We start from the raw sequence: 22645 nt of genomic DNA, 5'->3' as shown, positions 1-22645 counted from the left end.
TTCATATAATAAAATTATATCTTTTTTTGCATCATTGGCTTTACCGGCATTTGTATATGCCCAGGCTCCGTTGGCCTACAATAGTAGTGGAACTATAGACAAAGAAATGCGGGAAGATTTCGTCGTTATTCCCGACGAAGCTGATGATATTGATATTCCGATTCCGTCTTTCATCAAGCGTAATGCCAACCACATTATATATAACGGAGCGGACTGGACAGGTCTTCGCAGAGCTTTTGAAATGAGCAAGGAATCCCCGGTGTCGATTGTGCATATCGGTGACAGTCATGTGCAGGCCGATATAAATACTTCTACGGTAAGAGAGCTGCTTCAATATGATTTTGGAAATGCCGGGCGTGGTCTTGTATCGCCTTTGAAAATATGTGGCACCAATCAGCCTACAGATTATGTGTTTCAGAGCAGCAATTCATGGAACACGGTAAAATTAATGAATACTTCATGGATGCAGACCGTCGGTTTTACCGGAACTTCCATTCGTCCTGCAAGCTCTACGAGCGAGCTGACAATCGGCACTAAGGATACTGACGATTATAATCCGTTTTCATCAACGACCCTTTTTCATAACGGCAAACTCTCCATCAAGGAAGTGACGGATGCGGATGGCAATAAGCTGGACTTCAGAGCTATTCCTTCGCGTGATTATACCCAGATAATATTGTCGTCGCTTGCGACTAAAATCAATGTGAAATTCGCATCAGCCGGTGACCTTACGCTCTATGGGGCCTCTCTTTCAGGCGAACGCCCGGGTGTGTTCTATCACTCAATAGGAAACAATGGAGCAACGTTTGATTCCTATAACAGAATAGGCTCTGTCGGACTTGGGATAAATCCATTACATCCAAATCTCGTAATTATTTCACTTGGCACTAACGAGGCATTCGGCCGACAGGATATTGCGCGTTTCAAGCGTTCGATACACCTGCTTGTAAGCAATGTGCGTCAGGCCAATCCCGACGCTCTGATTTTGCTGACTACTCCGATGGAATGTCACCGAAGCGTACTGACAAAAAGTAAGGCGCGTGTCCGCAGGAAAGGTAGGAAAGGATACCGTACTGTGACACGCACCAATAAGACATATGCTGTCAACCGAAACATAGCTCCGTTAAGAAAAGCCATACTTGACTATGGAAAGGCTAACGGTGTGGCTGTATATGACTGGTATGATGTGGCCGGAGGAACCGGAGCAAGCACATCTTGGATAAATTCAGACTTGTTTGCCAAGGACAGAGTACACCATACACACAAGGGCTATAATCTTGAGGGACGTCTGCTCTATGATGCTATTATGGATGCACTACGAAGCCAGAATTGAAAAGTCTTTAAGGTTGTTTCATCAATATTTATCTTAAAAATTTAATATACTCTTGAAAATTGGAAGCATTAGCTGAATTCTTTTTCGGGCTTGCGGCCAAAGCTTCGATTCTGCTTGAAGCTGTCAATATCGACATTGATAAACTGGTGGACGTGTTGCGATATGATCCACATCAGCCGTTGATGTTTAATACGGGACTGTTCATGCTCCTCTTTGTGGCCTTCATGATTTTGTTTTGGATTGTGAAGGGAGTCCGTGTCTTGAAGATGGCATTGGTCATCCTGTTTTCACTTTATTTCTATTATAAGTCATCAGGAATCTGCTGTCTGATTCTTGTTGGAGTATGCGTTAGTGATTATGTGCTTGGCTTGCTAATGGAACAGGCCGACAAGCGAGGCGTTTTATCGGCTAAAAAACTGATTGTCGGTGTAAATGTCGTGGTGAATGTCGGGATGCTGGCATATTTTAAATATTTTCATCTGATTATTGACACGCTGTCAAAATTCTTTACTGTCAGTGGCGGTTTTGAATCTCTTCTGCTTCCTGCCGGTATTTCGTTTTTTACTTTCCGTTCTATAAGCTATATAGTTGATCTCTATCGTGGTAAGCTCAGTGCATGCCACAGTCTCTTTGACTATGTGTTCTTTCTTACATTCTTCCCTCCTTTGCTTGCCGGCCCTGTTGTCAGGGCTAAGGATTTTCTCCCGCAGATTAAAGGTAATCCTATCGTGACAAGAGCTATGACATCTGAAGGTGTCTATCTTATCATGACCGGCCTTGTGAAGAAAGTTGTGATTGCCGATTTTATCAGCGGCAATTTCGTCGACCGCGTTTTTGACAATCCGGCACTCTACAGCGGATTTGAAAATATGATGGCTACTTTGGGCTTCACAGTCCAGCTTTATTGCGATTTTTCAGGTTACAGTGACATGGCCATCGGTATAGCGCTGCTTATGGGCTATCGTTTTCTCGAAAATTTCAATGCTCCCTTCAAAGCACAGAATCCAACGGAATTCTGGCATCGCTGGCACATATCACTTTCAACATGGCTGCGCGATTATGTCTACATACCCTTAGGTGGAAACCGTTGTTCGCGTTCCCGTATGTATTTCAATCAGTTTGCGACAATGGTCATAGGTGGTTTGTGGCATGGTGCATCATGGATGTATGTTATATGGGGGGCGATTCATGGAGGTCTTTTGGTTGTCCATAAATTTCTACGCAGGGTTTTCCCTTTGACAGTTTCTCGTACGGCGGTTACTGAGACCGGTGAAGTGGTCGTCATGGATTCCGGTCTGTCATCTTCTCCTTGGATAAAGGGATTCAACATGATTTTCACTTTTCTGATTATATCGGTGACTTTCATGTTTTTCCGTGCGCCTTCGCTCGAGGATGTAGGTATGATGTGGCATCAGATATTATTCGATTTCCATTTATCGGTGGCACCTCAATTTGTGTCGGGGTATTTGAACATTGTTTTGTTGATGGCTGGGGCTTACATTATCCATATAACTCCGTCACGGTTGACAGACAAACCGAAAATGATGTTTGAGAATGCTCCTGTTTTCGTTCAGGCTGTGATTCTCGCTATTGTGATTCTTGTTGTCATTCAGGTTCGTCAGAGCGATATTGTGCCCTTCATATATCTGCAATATTGATTTTGCAACGGGTCGCAGCCTGCTTTTTTGATATCCTGACTTTGATGACTCTTCTGTAATGTCCGACAGGCTGTCTGTGAAGTAGGATTTTAGGATAGCAATGGTATTTTAGTGATTTTTTTTTGACATACCTTAAAAAAAATCATTAACTTTGGGTTGAAATAATTTAAACACTTAAAAATGCAATTACCATGCTAAGACCCGAAGATCTTGAACTCCTGAAAAATAAAGGAATAAGCGAAGCGGAAGTAGAATCACAGCTTAAACGTTTCGTGACAGGATTCCCTTATCTTAAAATCAGTGATGCCGCCCGTGTGGGAGCAGGCATATTCCGCCTTGATGATGAAGAAATCGACGCAGCCCTCGAACGTTGGAACGAATATCTCGAACACGGTGGCGAAGTCTGCAAGTTTGTGCCTGCCTCGGGTGCGGCTTCACGAATGTTTAAAGCGTTGTTTGAATATGTTGATGGAGGGACAGACGAACTTAAAGAAGGAACTCCGGTTGCAAAACTGATTGCAGAAATTGATAAGCTTCCGTTCCTTCCTGAACTTCGCGAGACAGCCGGCAGGCTTTATAACAAGTCGCTTGATGAGCTCCTTGCCGAAGGACGTAACCGTGACATCATTGCAGCGATAGTAAATCCGGAAGGTATGAACTATGGCGGTCTTCCCAAGGGACTGTTAAAATTCCATACTTATCCTGACGGCTCTCGCACTCCGATTGAGGAACATCTGACAGAGGGTGCGCAGACAGCGGCAAACTCCAAGGGCATTGTCAATCTCCATTTCACTGTTTCAGCAAACCATCGTAAACTTTTTGAGGAGAAACTTGCCGAAGTTATTCCTGCCACAGAGGAACGCACCGGCGTGAAATTCAATGTTACGATGAGCGAGCAGAAGCCGTCGACCGATACAATAGCCGTAAACCCCGACAATACTCCTTTTATGGAGAATGGACATCTTCTTTTCCGCCCCGGGGGGCATGGCGCTCTGATTCAGAATCTTAACGATATGGAATCTGCTGTTGTTTTCATCAAGAACATTGACAATGTCGTTCCTGATTCCAAACGTGGCGATACTGTGCGCTTTAAGGAAGTGCTCGGTGGACTTCTGCTTCAGGTTCATGACCAGATTGAAGAAGATCTTCTTGCCATTGATGAGAAGATATATACCAAGGATGACATCAAACGCATGCTTGACTATCTCAACAATGTGTTGAACGTAAGCGATGCCAAACTTGAAAGCATGGACGACGACAGTGTGGTGGCCTATATCCGCGAGAAACTTGACCGTCCGTTGCGCGTGTGCGGTATGGTGAAGAATGAAGGAGAGCCGGGCGGCGGTCCGTTTATCGCATATAATACAGATGGCTCTACTTCGCCGCAGATTCTCGAGAGCAATCAGGTTGATCCGAACAATGAAGAGTATCAGAAAATGATGGCTTCAGCAACCCATTTCAATCCTGTTGATCTGGTCTGCTATATAAAGGATATTCATGGGAAGAAATTCAATCTGCCCGAGTATGTCGATCCCGCTACAGGCTTTATTTCTTCTAAGTCGAGTCATGGTAAAGAGCTTCGTGCTATGGAACTTCCCGGTCTTTGGAACGGAGCGATGAGTGACTGGAATACAGTCTTTGTTGAAGTTCCGATTTCTACTTTTAACCCGGTAAAGACAGTAAACGATCTTCTTCGTTCTGCACATCAGCAGTGAAACCGGACTGTCTCGGATAGGATCCGGCAGGAGTACGCTCCATATGGATAAGTACATCTATATGAAATAGGTAAAATGGTATCTGTCGTCTTTTTAGACTACTGAAAAGGAGACAGATACTTTTTTGTGGACATCATGAACACAAAGACCGTCTTTCAGGTGTTATATTATCAATATGTATTATGTAATGAAATGTCGTCACGATGAGTAAGAGAGATGAAATAAAGAAAATATGGACAGAGTGTTTTAAAGATTCGCGTGAGTATGTCGATATGTTTTTCGATCAGGTCTACCGCGATGATGAAGCTATGCTTCTGACCGATCAGTCCGGTTCGGCTGTCAGCAGTCTGTTGCTTCAGCGCTATGCCATGTCATTTCACGGATCGGAAGCGCCCGTGAGTTATATTGCCGGGGCGGCGACCCGTCGGTCGAAACGCGGTCAGGGCTACATGTCCAGCCTGATGATTGACGCTTTACGTGAATCGGCTGTCAGAGGTGATATGCTGTGCTCTCTGATTCCGGCCGACGAGGCTTTGTTCTTTTTTTATCGCAGATATGGATTCTCTACGGTGTTTTATACAAAGGAACAACGTTTTACCGCATTTCATTCATTCCCGGTCAAGGGAGACTACCATCATGTGGAAAATGATGCGAGTGATGAGGTCTGGTGTGCGTTTGACAGGTTTCAGCGTCGTCGGCAGTGCTATGTTTTGCATTCCCGACGCGATTTCTTTAACATTCTGTCCGATTTGAAGTCAGATAATGGCAATTTCGTAGTAATGGCTCGTGATGATGAGGATAGTGGAAGCGAGATCGTTTCTATGGCATGGGCGGTACGGCATGACGATATTCTTCTTGTGACAGATGTGATGGGCGAGGATTCCGATGCCCGTTCCGGTGCATTGAGGCAGTTGCGCTGTCTTAATGGTGATATGCCCGTTTTGCTATATGGTCATCCTGACGATTCAATGGGAGGGCGATTGATGCCAAGGGGTATGGGGCGTTTTGTCAATGTAGGGAAAGCTCTTGAGATTATAGCAGCTTCCGATCCGAAATTCAAAACTTGTATCAAAGTATCCGACGAGCTTCTCCCGGAATATAATTCTCACACATTCATTGTGGCTGACGGTCGATGTGAAATTGACGATGCTTATGGCGGAAAACTCGATTTCGATGTCACGGTCGATGTATTTGCTGACATTGTTTTCAGTTCGTCTGCAATAGGTTCCATAATCCGCTTTCCGTCAGTGAGACCGATGATAAGCCTCATGCTTGACTGACGCCTTTGCAAATTTGTTTAAAATAAATCTAAAAATATGATCATTAATTCAGCACGTTTCGTAATATCAAATGCCGTAGTCAGGAAATGTCCTAAAGATTCGCGTCATGAATACGCTTTCATCGGGCGCAGCAATGTCGGCAAATCATCACTGATAAATATGTTAACCGGCAACAAGGGTCTTGCAAAGACATCGTCGACCCCGGGGAAGACATTGCTTATAAATCATTTTCTTGTCAATGACGAGTGGTATATTGTCGACCTTCCCGGCTATGGCTTTGCATTGCGTGGGAAGTCTCAGCGCGAGGCTTTGGAGAAGATGATTAAGGGGTATATCCTAAACCGTAAGGAAATGACGAATCTTTTTGTGCTTATTGACTCCCGCCATAAGCCCATGAAAATTGATTTGGAGTTTTTTGACTGGCTTGGCGAAAACGGAGTCCCCTTCTCGATAGTATTTACAAAACTTGACAAGATGGGCTCACAGGCAGGTAAACGCAATGTTGAAGAGTATTGCAAGATACTCCTTGAGACTTGGGAGGAGCTGCCCCCTGTTTTCCTGACATCAAGCGAGACCCGTCGCGGTCGTGACGAACTGCTTGATTACATAGAGCAGCTCAACAGACTCCCCCTTGAATAGAAAAAAGTGAGTTCGAACCCTTTCTGCGTCCATGATGTTATAAGATAAAAGCTATTTATTTAATAACATAGAACTATGGACAAAAACAACAAAAAGGGTGTAGATAAATACCCCGGTGTAGAAACCAACGTGGCAGATAAAAACAAGGTTACTCCCGATATGGTGAAAGAGGATGTCAAGGAACTTAATAATAATCCTCGGAATAATGACGTTGAGATGCCTTGATCTCTCATTGTTCTTCATCTCAGATTAATTTGGTTAGAAAACAAAACCTACAGCCGTCGATTGTCTCAATCAGTCAGCGGCTGTGGTTGTGTATATCGCCTATGAAAATTTTTAGCGAAATATAACATGCCGGCAAGCTCTACGGTGTTGTTGTATTTGGAATAATTTATTAATTTTGTAGGTTGAGAAACCAAAAAATCCAATTGTGCCAGTATCAATGAACCGCACCTTAGCCATCATACTCCTGTCATCGGCAATATGCTCAATTCCTATTTCTGCCTCACAGCTTATATGGGAAGGCGGAAATAGGTCTGTCATAAGCATAGTCCCTTCTAACGCTACCGGTCTGGCCGAAATTTGTGTGGCCTACGGTATGGAGGGCAGGAGTGTTTCCTTCCCGGCTTCGTCTGCCGAGAATGTGAAATGGTATCGTTATTCTAATCTTGGTGCAGGATTTGCTGAAGAGGTTTCCGGGGCTGTATTCGCCGATGGGTTGTCGACCCTTGGGAATATTGAGGGAGATATGGGCTATGTGGTTGAGACCGCCGGAAAGCAATATTGTTTTTGGGTGGTTGATTATTTGCGTCATCCGTTTTCTGTTAACTCAATTTCGGAATCTCCTGACCGTGATTGTGGCTTTATGGGGCTTGATGTCGATGGAACAGGAGCGGAAATTCTGTATTATGGCATTAACGGCCGCCGTTTTACCCTTGACCGGGGAATCTCGCTCGCATACAGGACTCTCATGCCTGATGTCGAAAATATGACATTCGTAGAGACTGCGCGAGAGAAGTCGTTGGAATTTCTTGAGAGTCCCTTGCGACTGGAAGGTGTGCTGTGCCCTACGGATTTTGTAATTACCGGTGACCGTTTTTTGCAGGAATGGGGTGATGCAGTACAGTATACGTCGCCTGTCATTCAGCCATATTCTGTAAGTGCGATAACTTCAGCAGTCCAGACCGAACGTGAGAATGACAATGAGGTGAATCCCGGCGCCGGAGACGCATCGTTTGGAGGCTCTGCTCCCTGTGAGGTTTCTTTTGAGGCTGCTGTCACCGACGGCGCTCTATTCAGGGAATGGCAGTTGTCGAGATTCGAGGATTTCGATGTCGTTAATCTGAGCTTTCAGGAATTGAAGTTTGATTATACGTTCACGGAAGAAGGCACGACATACGTACGGTTCGTATGTGCCAATTCTGACGGTTCATGTGAGTTTCACAGTGACATCTACACCGTGGCAGTCGGAGCGTCATCTTTGAAATGTCCGAATGCGTTTTCGCCGAATGGAGACGGAATAAACGACGAGTGGAAAGTAAGCTATTCAGGTATAGTGAGCTTTGAGTGCAGCATTTTTGATCGTTACGGACATAAAATGATTTCATTTTCCGATCCTTCGCAAGGCTGGGACGGAAGACATAATGGCAAAAATGTGCCATCCGGTGCCTACTACTATGTAATCAAGGCTCGTGGCGCAGACGGAAAAGACTACAAATTGTCGGGCGACATAAATATTGTGAATTACAGGAAATGAGTTCTCCTGATTGAAAAAAACACATTTAACTTATTAAAAAATTACAGACAATGAACAACTATCATAAATCATTTATCGGTTCAGTCGCAGTGCTTGCCGCATTGGCATTTTTTGCTCCTGCAGAGGATGTGCAGGCTTTGACCCCTGCTGAGGAAGCGCCGGAGGTAGAGAATGCTCAGAATTATTCCGAAGTCATCAATCCGCGAATTCCGAAATCTGTTAAATTTGCCGGACAAAAAGTCGACCTTGACAGGACTGACAGATGGGAACGTCTTGACCGTGAGCTTACAGCTATGACATATACTCATGGCAATACACTTTTGGCAATAAAGCGTGCAAACCGTTATTTCCCGGTTCTTGCACCAATTCTGAAGAAAAACGGTATCCCGTCCGACCTCATATATCTCGCCGTGATTGAAAGTACGTTAAACCCACGTGCGCTTTCTCCTGCAAAGGCCGGCGGCCTGTGGCAGTTCATGCCTTCGACAGCAAAAGAATACGGACTTGAGGTTAATGACTATGTTGATGAGCGCTATGATCCGGTCAAGGCAACTGAAGCGGCCTGTGATTACCTTAAAAAAAGTTATGCCAAATATGGCAATTGGGAATCGGTGGCGGCAAGCTATAACGGCGGTGTGGCCCGTATCACAAACGAGCTTGCAGCTCAGCAGGTAGACACTGCCTATGATCTTTATCTGGCCGATGAAACCATGCGGTATATGTTCCGTCTGCTTGCCATGAAATTGATTATGGAAAATCCTCAGGATTATGGATTCCGTATTTCGTCCGATCAGCTTTATCAGCCCCTTGAATACAAAACGGTCGAAGTAAATGGGCCTGTTGAGGACTGGCCTGCATGGGCCAAAGCACAGGGCATCGACTACATGACACTACGTGAAAACAATCCGTGGATACGGGCAAAGTCGCTCCCTAATAAGACCGGCAAGACATACACTGTGAAGATTCCGACCAAAGATTCCATGTCGCGTGCGCGACAGAAAAAGTCAGTCTATAACCAAGCATGGGTGACAGACTGACAAGAAATGTCCGACTAAAGAGCAATGACAACCTCTGAAAATAATTCTAACAATAAATTTATCAGGCCATTGAGCAAGCTCAGTGTGCAAGGCGCGAGAGTCCACAATCTTAAGAATATAGATGTGGATATTCCTCATAACACACTTACCGTAATCACCGGGCTGAGTGGCAGTGGCAAATCCTCTCTTGCATTCGATACTATATTCGCCGAGGGGCAGCGCCGCTACATCGAAACTTTTTCGGCTTATGCGCGAAATATGCTTGGCAACCTCGAACGGCCTGATGTCGACAACATCACAGGTCTTAGCCCTGTAATTGCCATTGAGCAGAAAACGGTTAATAAAAATCCGCGAAGCACCATAGGGACAACTACTGAAGTCTACGATTTCCTTCGTCTGCTTTATGCGAGAGTCGGTCAGGCGGTCAGCTACGTGACAGGCGAGCCTATGGTGAAATATACCCGTGAGCAGATTGTCAATCTGATTCTTGAGCGTTTCGCCGGGCATAAGGTGTATATTCTTGCTCCTTTGGTCAAAAACCGAAAAGGCCACTACAAAGAGCTGTTCGAACAGCTGCGCAAGAAAGGATTCCTTACCGTCCGTGTCGACGGCGAGCTTCGCGACCTTACACTCAATATGATGGTTGACAGATATAAGAACCATGATATTGAGCTTGTGATTGACCGTCTGAAGGTGTCGGATAAAGATCTTACCCGTCTTGACGCTACCGTACAGGATGCCTTGCGTCAGGGAGACAAACAGGCGATGGTCTATGATGTCGATGCCGATAAAGTGACGTATTTTTCTCAGGCGTTGATGGATGCTGCGAGTGGAATTTCATATCGGGAGCCTGCTCCGCATAATTTTTCCTTCAATTCTCCGCTTGGTGCGTGTCCGTGCTGCAAGGGGCTTGGCTATGTCAATATAGTTGATAGAGAGAAAATAATTCCCAATCCTTATCTTTCTATTCATGAAGGGGCTATCGTTCCGTTGGGAAAATATCGAAACGCTATGGTATTCTGGCAGATTGATGCAATCTGCAAAAAGTATGGATATACAATAAAGACACCTGTATCCAATCTCCCTGAGGAAGCTATGGGTGAGATTCTCAACGGCACATCCGAACGTCTTGTGATTGAAAATGACACAATGGCCACCTATAATTATTTCCAGACCTACGACGGGCTTGTGAAATACATAGAAATGCAGCAGGCCGATGAAGCTTCGGCATCTGCGAAAAAATGGAGTGAAGGATTCTTTTCACGTGGGGTTTGCCCCGAATGTAATGGCGACAGGCTCAACCGTGAGGCGCTTCATTTTTTTGTGGACGGAAAGAATATTGCTGAATTATGCAGACTGGATATCTCGGATCTTTATGAATGGTCGAAAGATGTCGAAAGCCGTTTGTCTCCTACGCATGCTGTCATTGCCCACGAAATCATGAAGGAAATTCGTAGTCGTCTCAAATTCCTGATTGATGTCGGACTTGACTATCTTCAGTTGAACAGAGCGTCGGCTACTCTTTCAGGAGGCGAAAGTCAGCGTATAAGGCTTGCGACTCAGTTGGGCAGCCAGCTTGTGAACGTGCTTTACATCCTTGACGAGCCTTCAATCGGCCTTCATCAGCGTGATAACCGCCGTCTCATAGATTCATTAAAGCAGTTGCGCGATGCCTCAAACTCGATTCTTGTTGTCGAGCACGACAAGGATATAATGCTTGATGCCGACCATATAATAGATATTGGACCTAAGGCCGGACGTAAAGGCGGTGAAGTTGTGTTCAGCGGGACTCCAAAGGAAATGCTTGCGACCGACACCCTTACCGCACGCTATCTTAATGGCAAGGATCTTATCCCTTGGCAGTCTGCTCCACGTAAGGGAAGCGGAAAGAAACTTGTGTTGCGTGGTGCGAAAGGAAACAATCTGCGTGATGTGACTCTTACTCTTCCACTCGGAAAGTTGATTTGCGTGTCAGGTGTGTCGGGTAGCGGAAAGTCTTCGCTTGTCAACGGGACATTGCAGCCGATATTGAGTCAGAAATTTTATCGCTCACACACAGCTCCACTTCCTTATGACAAGATTGAAGGATTGGAAAACATTGACAAAGTTGTCACTGTAGACCAGTCGCCGCTTGGCAAGTCACCGCGTTCCAATCCTGCGACATACACGGGGTATTCACTGCTATACGTGATCTTTATGCTTCGCTATCAGAGGCAAAGATTCGTGGCTATCGCCCCGGAAGATTTTCATTCAACGTCGCCGGCGGCAGATGTGAGACCTGTATGGGCAACGGTTATAAGACTATTGAAATGAACTTTCTCCCTGATGTGCTTGTCCCTTGTGAGACTTGTGGCGGAAAGCGGTATAATCGTGAGACACTCGAAGTCCGTTTTAAAGGAAAGTCTATCGCTGATGTCCTTGACATGACGATTAATCAGGCTGTAGAATTCTTTGCTGGTATTCCGTCGATCATAAATAAAATAAAGGTGCTTCAGGATATCGGACTCGGATATATCAAGCTTGGTCAGCCATCATCGACACTTTCGGGAGGAGAAAATCAGAGAGTCAAACTGGCGACGGAGCTTTCACGCCGAGACACAGGCAATACGCTTTTTATCCTTGACGAGCCGACGACAGGATTGCATTTCGATGACATAAGGGTCTTGCTAAATGTCCTGAACCGTCTGGTAGATAAGGGTAATACAGTGCTTGTGATTGAACACAATCTTGATGTGGTATGCTCTGCGGATCATATCATAGACATGGGACCCGGAGGAGGTAAGAATGGAGGCTATATAATAGCGACAGGTACGCCTCTGCAGATTGCCAAGTCTGATTCGCCGACGGCCTTGTTTGTTCGTGAGACGCTTCAACAGCAGGGCGTTGACGTCAAGTTGCGACAATAGAATATTGGTACGCAAAATATAGGCCGGAAGTCATGATCGTTTCTGTTGATGTCATGATTTCCGGCTTTGTTTTGAACCATGACAAATATCATGGTGTTTAAATTGTAAAAACGAAAGAAAAATTATTAAACGTGAGGCTTTATTTCTTTTCAATTCTGCTCATTTTGATATTGCCTTTTTCCTTGGACGCCGGAAACTTGGAAAAAGGCAGTGTGTCAGACCTGCTATCCTCTGACACATGTGGATTTTTGAATCATGAATCCGGCTATCATTTCGCATTACGAAGCAACGGGCTACTGGATCTTGCTTTAATTCCGAATGTGACATTTGAATTTGGCAGAGGACGCTATAGCGGAAGCGCCACATGGGCGGCTGCTTGGTGGGGCGGAGGAAATAAGTGCTGGCGTATATATGGTGGAGAAGCTGAATGGCGTTGCTATTTTGGAGAAGTATCCCGGTCAAGAGTGCTTTCAGGGCATCATGCCGGAGTGTTTGTCGGATTATTCACATACGATATGAAACTTGGTGAAGTGGGGCGGCAATGTCCTGATGTAGCTGCAAGCTGGGGATTGAGCTATGGATATTCCTTTCCGATAGCCAGTAGGCTGAACCTTGATTTGAACATTGGGATTGGATTTATACATTCCCACTACAAGCGTTATCGCTACATGTGCGGACAGCATATCTGTGACGGAGACCGTAAATTACACTATTTCGGACCGGTAAAGGCCGAAATTTCCATCGTTTGGCTTCTTGGCAAGTGAAAGTAAAAAGACAGGTCAGCACAGATATTGTTGGTGTAGACCTGTCTCTTCTTAAATCATATAATAATTATCACATTCCCTTGTTTATTAATAAGACAATCTATCTGAAAGGAGATTTAAGTTTTATAGATGTGATTTAATTTGCTTTGTATCAATGGTTAAAGTGTGGCTATTCTGTCGTGACGGTAGCCATTTTACTGATGTATTTTATGCTTCGGTCGAATTAAGCTTGAAATTTAGACAGGAATTTATTAAATTTGCATGTTAAAACAAGCTCATAACTCATGAACACAACAGGCAAATTAATAGCATTTTCTTTTGTGACTCTTCTCGCCTCATGCTCAGGAGGCAACAAATGGCATCTTGACGGCAAGATTTCAGGTCTTGACAAAGACGATATAGTAGTGCTTGAAGGCAACAATCAAGGATATTGGTATCCGATGGATACATTGAAAGTATCATCCGACGGATCTTATTCCTATAGCCGTGAAGCACAGGGCTATCCGGACATCTATCGTCTGAGGGTAGGCGAGAAGTCTGTATATTTCCCGATTGACAGCATAGAGTCTGTCACTCTCTCTGCCGCGGCTCCTGACATTGACGCGCACTACACTCTTGCAGGTTCACCACAGGCTGAAAACCTTGTCAGAGTTGACAGCATGCTTCTTGCGGTGGCTGCAAAGAGCGGATCTGCTGCGGTCAGCACTGACGCGGAACTTAAACGAGAGCTTGGCAGGATGATTATTGCCGACCCTGCGGGTATTGTCACATATTATATAATAAACAAGAGTTTTGCAGGTAAACCGTTGTTTAACCCTGCAGAGAAGTCAGATTTGCGTATTATCGGAGCTGTCGCCAACGCGTTTAATGAGCGCCGTCCTGAGGATCCCCGCTCTGGCTATCTTCGTCGTCTGTATCTCGGTAATCGCCCCAAGAGCCCACAGTCTGTGGACGGAGAAGTCCCTGTCGCTAATGAAGTTCGTGCATTTGATATCAAACTATTTGATAATACAGGCAAGGAGCATTCTCTTCTCGAAGAAACTTCGAAAGGAAAAGTTGTGCTTCTGAACTTTACTGCTTATACTGCCGAAGAATCACCTGCGTTTAATGTCGCGCTCAATAAGGTGTATGAGAAATATCATTCTCAGGGACTTGAGATTTTTCAGGTTGCTTTCGATGCCGATGAATATGCGTGGAAGCAAACGGCCAAAAATCTTCCGTGGATCACTGTGCTCAATGGCCCGACTGACGGAGACAAGGCTTTGCGCGACTATAATGTGGGATCGCTTCCCGCGATATTTATCTTTGACAGGAATGGCGATGTGGTCGAACGTGTGAGTGACATCTCGACTCTTGATTCGTCTGTTAGCCGTAGGCTTTGATATGAACTTTGTATATAATCTTCTCTCTTCAGACTGAAATTAAGGTAACGATTTTCTGACATAAAGCCACTGAGTTGAAAACATTCTACAGGATTCTTCGCTCCGTACTTGTGTGTATGCTTGTGCTACCGTTGGCAGTGCCTTTAATCCTATATGTCCTTTTATCGTTGCCGTCTGTCCAGAATAGCATCGCACAACGTGCCGAACACGAGCTAACGGCTCTGCTCGGCACTGATGTGCATTTAGGGGGAGTGTCTGTTGCTCCTTTCAACCGCATCGTACTTAGCGATGTCTCAATTAAAGACCCGTCGGGAATTGAAGCTCTCAACATCGGGCACATAGGCGCGGGAATTTCCTTGATGGAGAGCCTGTGGGGGAAGCGGCCTTTGATTTCGTATGTGGAACTTATCGACATGGATATAAAGCTCTACAAGGATAGTATGGGTGCTCCTTTAAATATTCAGCCGATAATCGACCGTTTCAAGTCTGACGGCAACAAGCCTCCGACAGCCTTTGACCTTGCTGTTAATCTGGTCGTCATCCGCAGGAGTTCTCTGACTTATGATGTTCTTGATACTCCGCTTGCCGATTCGGCCCGGTTTGATAAAAATCATATTTCTGTTTCTGATTTCAGAGCCGACATAAGTGCACCCCTTATTGCCAATGACCGGTTGAGTATAGATGTTAAGCGTCTTGGCGCTGAGGAACGTTCTGGTCTGTCTCTTAAAGATTTTACCGTTTCGGTCATCGCCGACAAGGATGTAATGCAGATAAACGATTTTGTAGCCGAAATAGGACATTCCCGGATTGCTTTCAACAATCTGACCATAGCTTCACCACTCGGGAATGCCTTCCGGTTGCAGGATGCGTTTATGTCACCTGTCGAGACTCTACCTGATACATATCTGATTCTCTCTGACCTTTCGCCTTTTGTCAGGGAGCTTAGTGGCACAGATGATAGAATCGACATTGATTTTGAACTTGATGGTTGCCCGGACAGTCTTGTCATAAGGCATTTCGATGTCGAAATCGCAGACCGTGGATTTCGGTTTGGTACTCATGGCCTTATCGAAAATCTTACTAACGGAAGCGATTCGGTGGTGATTGGTTTGCGTCGGGTCAATCTTGTGGCCAATGTCGGTAGCGTCATTGGATTTATGGCCTCGCCCTCAGGTGCGCTCCATCATCTATATGAAAAATTGCTTCCGTTGCGTTCACTCGGCAATATAAACCTGCTTGGTGACATGTCACTGACTTCAGGGAGTCTTGATTTCAATGGATCATTAGATACCGACTGTGGCAATCTTGATTTGGATTGCGGTATTTACAAGCGAGGAAAGAACAGTCCTCTTAGTATAGACGGCAGTGTGAACACATCGTCGTTTAATCCTTCGCAATTGCTTCCGGGACTTGCTCCGCTTACTCGGATTTCTTTTGAAACAATGGTAGATCTTGTCATTGGCAAAAAAGGTTATATCAAAGGAAGTGTGGAGTTGGCTGTCCCGACGGTGGAATGGAATGGTTTTATTTTTTCTGACATTTCTGCTAAAGCTCGATTTTTTGGCGACAAAATGGACGGGGCGTTGCGCTCTGCCTCTCCCGGCCTTGATTTCATAGCTACAGGTGGTGCGGATTTCACAGGTGAAAAGCCGTTGAATGAGTTTTATGCGGAAATAAAAAATGTTTCGCTCGCTCCGTTTGTTAAACACGGGCGCTTCCATGACTATTCGGTAGCCGGAGGTATCGACGTGTCTGTACAGGGGCGTAATCCTGATACATTGACCGGCTGGGTAAAGGTCGAGGATATAAAATTTTCCGGGTCAGACGGAAAAAAACTTGTAATTCCATATGTGGAACTTGAAGCTTCCGAGAGGGATTCATTAAGGCTTATCACGCTAAGAAGTCCGCAGGCTGATGCCGACCTTTCAGGCCGTTTCAGCCTCAAGACACTTGGAAAAGATATCGGGAATATAGTTGCATCGGTTTATCCTTCGCTGGTAAAGCCCGGTGAGACTGGAGCTAACACGATTGATTGCCGGCTGAATCTTACAGTGAAGGAAGATTCAGCTCTATCGCAGTTCTTTAAGTTACCTGTCGATTTTATTTATCCCGTAAATGTTAGCTCATATGCCAACGGCGGTGATAATCCGACATTAGGACTTTCTGTCGACATGCCTTTCCTTAGGAATAAGAATAAGCTTATCGAGGGAAGCCGTCTCTCATTGCTGGTTGACGGGGTGGCGAGGAAAATGGAGTTTTTGGCGCATACTTCATTCCCCACCAAGGATGGAAAGCTTGACTTGGATTTGAAGTCTATGGGACATACCGATTCTATAGCTACGGATATTTCTTGGGTTGTGGACCGTGACAAGGAATTCAGAGGCAATCTAAGTTTTGACACTGATTTCCGTCGTGACACGATTGATAACAGGCTGTTAACCGATATCGTTATCAACAAATCAAAAATGGTGTTTAACGACTCGATGTGGACCGTCAATCCGTCACGAATCAGCATCGCTCCACACCGGGTTGTTGTCGACAATCTAAGCGGAGGCCGTCAGGGACAATCGCTCTCGATCAATGGTGTCGCATCGGCTGATTCCACAGAGCTTCTGGTCATGAAACTTCAGAACATAGATCTGGATTATATTTTCGAAACCCTTAATATTGGCGATGCTGTTCAGTTTGGAGGATGTGCCACAGGCGATTTCTATGGCCTTATGCTCCTTTCGCAGGAACCGGTACTTTACACTCCACGCCTGAAAGTCGATGGATTGAAATATAATAAATGTGTCATGGGCGATGCCGATATACGTTCATATTGGAATCACGAAGAAAAAAGCATTGTAATAAAGGCTGACATACGTCAGCCAAATTCCGACTTATCGGTTGTTGACGGATATATCAAGCCTATGACAGAGGAACTTGATTTTAAATTTTCAGCCAAAAATGCCCCTGTCGGCTTCATGGCTCCGTTCATGTCTGCGTTCACTTCGAAAATTTCAGGACGTGTTTCGGGTGATGCGCATCTCTATGGCACTTTCAAGGATCTTGACTTGAAGGGCGATGTTTTTGCCGACAATCTTTCTTTAAAGCTTGATTTTACCAACACTACATATACGGCGACAGATAGTGTGCATATCGAACCGGGAATAATACGGTTCAATGACATAAGACTTACCGACAGAAATAATAAAGTGGCAAATCTAAGCGGATATGTCAGACATAACTATTTCCATGATGCGTCGTTTAAGTTTGACATTTCCGATGCTAAGGATTTCCTTGTCTATGATGTGAGTGATAATCAGACCGAGGATCCGTGGTATGGCCGTATTTTCGGGAATGGCCGTGCTATCGTGAAAGGAGGTCCGGGACACGTGGATATTGATGTGGATATGTCTACCGCTCCTAATTCGAACTTTACGTTTGTGTTAAGTGATGCAGAACATGCGATGGATTATACATTCATCACTTTGCGCGACCGCGATAAGGCAAAAAAGGACTCTATTATGATGCTTGATCCTAAACAGATGATAATCCGCAAGATGAATGAGCGAATCAGGCATGATGAGGAGGGTGTCGCCTCGGTCTATTCGCTGACGTTTAAGGTCGGCATAACACCCGACGCAACGATTACACTTCTGATGGATCCGGCCGGGGGTGATAAGATTACCGCTCATGGAAATGGCAATCTGCGCATGACATATACATCTGACGGAGATATGAAGATGTATGGAAATTACACGATTAACAGAGGAAAGTATAATTTCACTCTTCAGGATATAATTCTGAAGGATTTTGATATACGTGAAGGAAGTAAGATCTCATTCCTCGGAGATCCCTATGCTGCGCAGCTTGACATCACTGCATCCTATTCACTCAATGCAAATCTAAGCGAGCTTGATGAATCGTTTCTTGAGGACAGGGAGCTTAACCGGACTAATGTGCGTGTCGACGCCCTTATGTTCGTAAAGGGTGATATCCGTCAGCCGGACATCACATTCGATCTGGAATTCCCGAGCCTTTCGCAGGAGATTTATCGCAAAGTCCGTTCTATAGTCTCGACGGAGGATATGATGAACCGTCAGATAATATACCTCCTTGCACTGAATAAGTTCTATACTCCTGACTACATGACCGGAACACATGGCAATGAACTTGTCTCAGTCGCCTCGTCGACACTTTCGTCGCGGCTTGGCTCGATGCTCGGACAATTGAGTGACAACTGGAGTATAGCACCTGCCATACGCAGTGATCGCGGTGACTTCTCGAATGTTGAAGTCGATGTCGCGCTTTCAAGCCATCTGCTCAACAACAGGCTTCTTCTGAACGGAAATCTCGGATATCGTGATAAATCTATGAACAACAATAGCTTCATCGGGGATTTCGATATCCGTTACTTGCTCAATCGTTCAGGCTCTATACAGCTCAAGGCATATAACCGTTACAATGACCAGAACTATTATCTGAAGAGCGCTCTTACGACTCAAGGCATAGGTCTCGTGTTCAAGCGTGATTTTGATAATATTTTCTCATTCCTGCGTCGTAAAAAGAAAGACTCTGATGACAAGGCAAAGGAAGAGGCAAAGCCGGATTCTGTGAATGACGGTGTGCTTGAAAAGAGAAAACGTATATCTACCGACAGCATATTTGACAGTAAATTGGACGAGAAGTGATTTTTTTCAAAAAAAATCACTTCTCGTCATGTAACTAATAGGACTGTTTCTACGTCTTATATATAATATTCGGTACTTAATTTCGTCAGATTTTTTGTATTAAGCAACTATTTTTGATTAATTCAAATCCAATCATATTTAATATCACATTATGAGAAAAAGTATTGTTTCACTGGCTCTGTTTGCTGTTTCGGCAGTAGGAGCTTCTGCAGCCCCTTTATGGCTGCGTAATGTGGCTATTTCTCCTGATGGCGCGACAATCGCCTTTACCTATAAAGGCAACATCTTCACAGTTCCGGCCAAGGGAGGTGAAGCCCGTCAGCTGACATCGGGAAGCAGCTACAACACCAATCCCGTATGGAGTCCCGACGGCACAAAAATTGCATTCGGAAGTGATCGCGAAGGCTCAATGGATGTATTTGTTGTCAACAGTCGAGGCGGTGTGCCAAAACGCCTGACCACTAACTCCGGCAATGAAACTCCGCTGGCATTTAAAGATAATGACCATGTGCTGTTTTCAGCATCATTGCTCCCGTCGCCGACTGCCGCTCAGGGTGGTTTTAATCAGCAGGTCTACACTGTGGATCTTGAAGGCCATCGTCCTAAGATGTTCATTTCTTTGACCATGCCGGCTTTGAGCGTCGGCAAGGACGGACGAGTGCTTTATCACGACAAGAAAGGAGTGGAGAACGCATGGCGTAAACATGAACGTTCGTCAGGTACTTCAGATGTGTGGCTGCTTGATAACGGGAAGCATACAAAGCTGACAGACTTCAACGGACACGATCTCAATCCTGTATGGGCACCTGACGGTTCTTTCTATTTCGTCAGCGAAGAGGACGGTACTCTGAATGTCTACAAACGCTCTGTGGACGGTAAGCAAAAGAAGCAGTTGACATCGTTTACCACACATCCTGTCCGTTCGCTCTCCGCATCGGATAATGGAACTCTTGCTTTCAGCTGGGACGGTGAGATTTATACTATGAATGAGAACGGCAAACCCGAGAAGGTCAATGTTGAAATCATTGCCGACGAATATGCGTCGTCTGCCGAAAAGTCTTTGCGTCGTTCAGGTGCGTCGAGCATCGCTGTGTCGCCCGATGGCGAGCTGATTGCTTTTGTGCTTCGCGGTGATGTCTATGTGACTTCTACCGAGTATAACACCACCCGTCGCATTACTGACACTCCCGCTCAGGAACGTTCGGTCGACTTTGCTCCTGACGGACGTAGTATCGTCTATGACAGCGACCGTGACGGAATCTGGCAGCTGTTCACGACTGAGATTAAAGATCCGGATGAAAAGTCATTGCTCTATGCTACTGAACTTGTTGAGAAATCGTTATACAAAAGTGATAAGCCGGCATTTTTCCCCGACTACAGTCCCGATGGCAAGAAAGTGGCATTCCTTGAAGACCGCACAACGCTGCGCATTCTTGATGTCAAATCAAAGAAAGTGACCACAGCCTTAGACGGTAAATTCAACTACAGCTATCAGGACGGAGATATAGGTTTCGAATGGGGACCTGACAGTAACTGGCTTCTGATTGACTATATCGGTGTCGGTGGCTGGAACAATTCAGATATCGCTCTTGTAAAAGCCGACGGCAGTGAAGTCATTAATCTTACAGAGAGCGGGTATAGCAACAGCAGTCCTCAGTGGGTTCTCGGTGGAAAAGCTGTGGCCTATACCACTGCTAAATATGGCTATAAGAGTCATGGCAGCTGGGGTAATGAAAGCGATGTACTCCTTATGTTCCTTGACGGTGAAGCTTATGACCGCTTCAATATGACTGAGGAAGAAGAAAAACTTGCTGATAAAGCAGAAAAAGATAAAAAAGATAAGGAGGGCAAGGACAAAAAAGATAAAAAAGACGACAAGAAGGATTCAAAAAAAGGGAAGAAGTCCGACAAGGATAAGAAAGATGACAAAGCTGAAAAGAAAGAGTCGAAACCTCTTGTATTCGATCTCGCTGACCGCCGTCATCGCCTCGAACGTCTGACCGGTTCTTCTTCAAAGCTTGGCGCATACTATGTTTCTCCTAAGGCCGATAAACTTTACTATGTCGCTTCAAGCCCCGACGGACGTTCGCTCTATGAACGTGATTTGAAGAAAGGTGACACGAAGACGCTTGCGAAAGGTCTGAGCGCATGGACCATGATTCCTGATAAAGACGGTAAGAATGTGTTTGTTATGGATCGTACAGGTATCAAGAAAGTCACTCTCGCTTCAGGAAAACAGACTCCTGTGGCTTTTGAGGCTGAATATACCCGTCGTGCTGCAGATGAGCGCAATTACATCTATGAACACATGTGGCGTCAGGTCCTTGACAAGTTCTATGATCCGGACCTTCATGGAGTTGACTGGGCTAAGTATCGTGATGAATATGCGAAGTTCCTCCCATATATCAACAACAACTATGATTTCTCCATCCTTCTCAGTGAAATTCTCGGCGAACTCAACGCCTCCCATACCGGCAGCGGTTATCGCGGAGGCAGTTACCGTCTGTCGACCTCTAATCTTGGAGCGTTCTTCGATGAGAACTATGAAGGTGACGGTCTGAAAGTGGTTGAGGTCATAAAGCGTGGCCCTCTGTCACCCAAGAATGTCGGAGTTGAGGCAGGCGACATTATCATGGCGATAAATGATTCCACTATTCTTGCCGGACAGGATTATTTCCCTCTGCTTGAAGGCAAAAAGAAAATTAAGCTCAGCATAAAGAAACGCAACGGCGACAAAAAGAATGTCTATGTCAAGACAACTACAGCCGGAAATATTCGCGATCTACTTTATCATCGCTGGGTTGAACGCAATGAGCGCATCGTTGACAGCGTGTCAGGCGGTCGCATAGGATATGTCCATGTGGAAGGTATGGATGGATCAAGTTTCAGTGAAGTCTACGACCGTCTTCTTGGCAAGTTCCGCAATTGCAATGCGGTGGTTGTCGATACCCGTCACAACGGTGGAGGCTGGCTTCACAATGACCTCGCGCTTCTGCTTGGCGGTAAAGAGTATGTGCGTTTCAGCCCTCGCGGACAGTATATCGGCACCGAGCCGTTCTCTCAGTGGACCAAGCCGTCAGTGATGCTTGTCGACGAAAGCAACTACAGCGATGCGCATGGTTCGCCGTATGTCTATCATACCTTGAAAATCGGAGATGTGGTCGGTGCGCCTATTCCGGGAACAATGACTGCAGTTTGGTGGGAGACACAGATTGATCCTACAATTTATTTCGGTATACCGCAGGTTACTTCTCTCGATATTGACGGACAGCCTCTGGAGAATAAACAGCTCAATCCTGATGTGCTGATTTACAACACACCAGAGAATGTGCTCAGTGGTGTTGACGACCAGCTCATTGGTGCTACAAAGCATCTTATGAATAAAACCAAGGCTGTGAAGAAGTAACCCTTTCTTCATATTCAAGACCGCGACTTAGTCGCTAACTAAAAAAACGGACTGACGATGATACGCTTATCGTCAGTCCGTTTTTTTTGCAGG

12 protein-coding genes and 1 pseudogene are annotated in these 22645 nt (G+C 45.3%); all 13 read left to right on the top strand.

The window, feature by feature from the left end; genetic code table 11:
* Positions 1-106: 106 nt before the first annotated feature.
* The 13 genes and pseudogenes from E7747_RS14005 (at position 107) to E7747_RS13950 (ending at position 22552) form a co-directional block, all read left to right on the top strand.
* A complete protein-coding gene (locus E7747_RS14005) occupies positions 107-1333 on the top strand; it encodes a GDSL-type esterase/lipase family protein (protein ID WP_168185358.1) in 1227 nt (408 codons plus the stop codon).
* A 59-nt stretch (positions 1334-1392) separates the two neighbouring features.
* A complete protein-coding gene (locus tag E7747_RS14000) occupies positions 1393-2991 on the top strand; it encodes an MBOAT family O-acyltransferase (protein ID WP_228449180.1) in 1599 nt (532 codons plus the stop codon).
* A 191-nt stretch (positions 2992-3182) separates the two neighbouring features.
* Positions 3183-4706, top strand: a complete 1524-nt coding sequence (locus E7747_RS13995; RefSeq protein ID WP_123614487.1) for a DUF4301 family protein — start codon at positions 3183-3185, stop codon at positions 4704-4706.
* Positions 4707-4909: 203 nt separating this feature from the next.
* Positions 4910-5986, top strand: a complete 1077-nt coding sequence (locus tag E7747_RS13990) for a GNAT family N-acetyltransferase (protein WP_136416614.1) — start codon at positions 4910-4912, stop codon at positions 5984-5986.
* Positions 5987-6022: 36 nt separating this feature from the next.
* Positions 6023-6625 carry a ribosome biogenesis GTP-binding protein YihA/YsxC gene (gene yihA, locus E7747_RS13985; protein WP_123614485.1) on the top strand — a complete coding sequence of 201 codons (603 nt, stop codon included), beginning with the start codon at positions 6023-6025 and terminating at the stop codon, positions 6623-6625.
* 75 nt (positions 6626-6700) lie between these two features.
* Entirely contained in the window at positions 6701-6850 is a 150-nt protein-coding gene (locus tag E7747_RS16675; protein WP_168185357.1) for a hypothetical protein, read from the top strand.
* A 217-nt stretch (positions 6851-7067) separates the two neighbouring features.
* On the top strand, positions 7068-8381 hold the full coding sequence (locus tag E7747_RS13980; RefSeq protein WP_136416613.1) for a T9SS type B sorting domain-containing protein: 1314 nt from the start codon (positions 7068-7070) through the stop codon (positions 8379-8381).
* Positions 8382-8431: 50 nt separating this feature from the next.
* Positions 8432-9418, top strand: coding sequence for a lytic transglycosylase domain-containing protein (locus E7747_RS13975; RefSeq protein ID WP_136416611.1), 987 nt, complete (start codon positions 8432-8434; stop codon positions 9416-9418).
* A 24-nt stretch (positions 9419-9442) separates the two neighbouring features.
* Positions 9443-12324, top strand: a pseudogene (gene uvrA, locus E7747_RS13970) (excinuclease ABC subunit UvrA).
* A gap of 131 nt (positions 12325-12455) precedes the next feature.
* Positions 12456-13088 carry a DUF3575 domain-containing protein gene (locus tag E7747_RS13965; protein ID WP_317130205.1) on the top strand — a complete coding sequence of 211 codons (633 nt, stop codon included), beginning with the start codon at positions 12456-12458 and terminating at the stop codon, positions 13086-13088.
* A gap of 284 nt (positions 13089-13372) precedes the next feature.
* Positions 13373-14470, top strand: coding sequence for a TlpA family protein disulfide reductase (locus E7747_RS13960; RefSeq protein ID WP_136416607.1), 1098 nt, complete (start codon positions 13373-13375; stop codon positions 14468-14470).
* Between the two features lie 137 nt (positions 14471-14607).
* A complete protein-coding gene (locus tag E7747_RS13955; protein WP_228449179.1) occupies positions 14608-19146 on the top strand; it encodes a translocation/assembly module TamB domain-containing protein in 4539 nt (1512 codons plus the stop codon).
* Between the two features lie 151 nt (positions 19147-19297).
* Positions 19298-22552: a S41 family peptidase gene (locus E7747_RS13950; protein WP_136416603.1), complete on the top strand. Its 3255-nt coding sequence runs from the start codon at positions 19298-19300 to the stop codon at positions 22550-22552.
* Positions 22553-22645 lie beyond the last annotated feature (93 nt).

Origin of the sequence: Duncaniella dubosii (genome assembly GCF_004803915.1) — a bacterium.
Classification (GTDB): domain Bacteria; phylum Bacteroidota; class Bacteroidia; order Bacteroidales; family Muribaculaceae; genus Duncaniella; species Duncaniella dubosii.
Note: the sequence above shows the minus strand (reverse complement) of the source record. Positions and strands in the feature narration are given on the sequence as shown.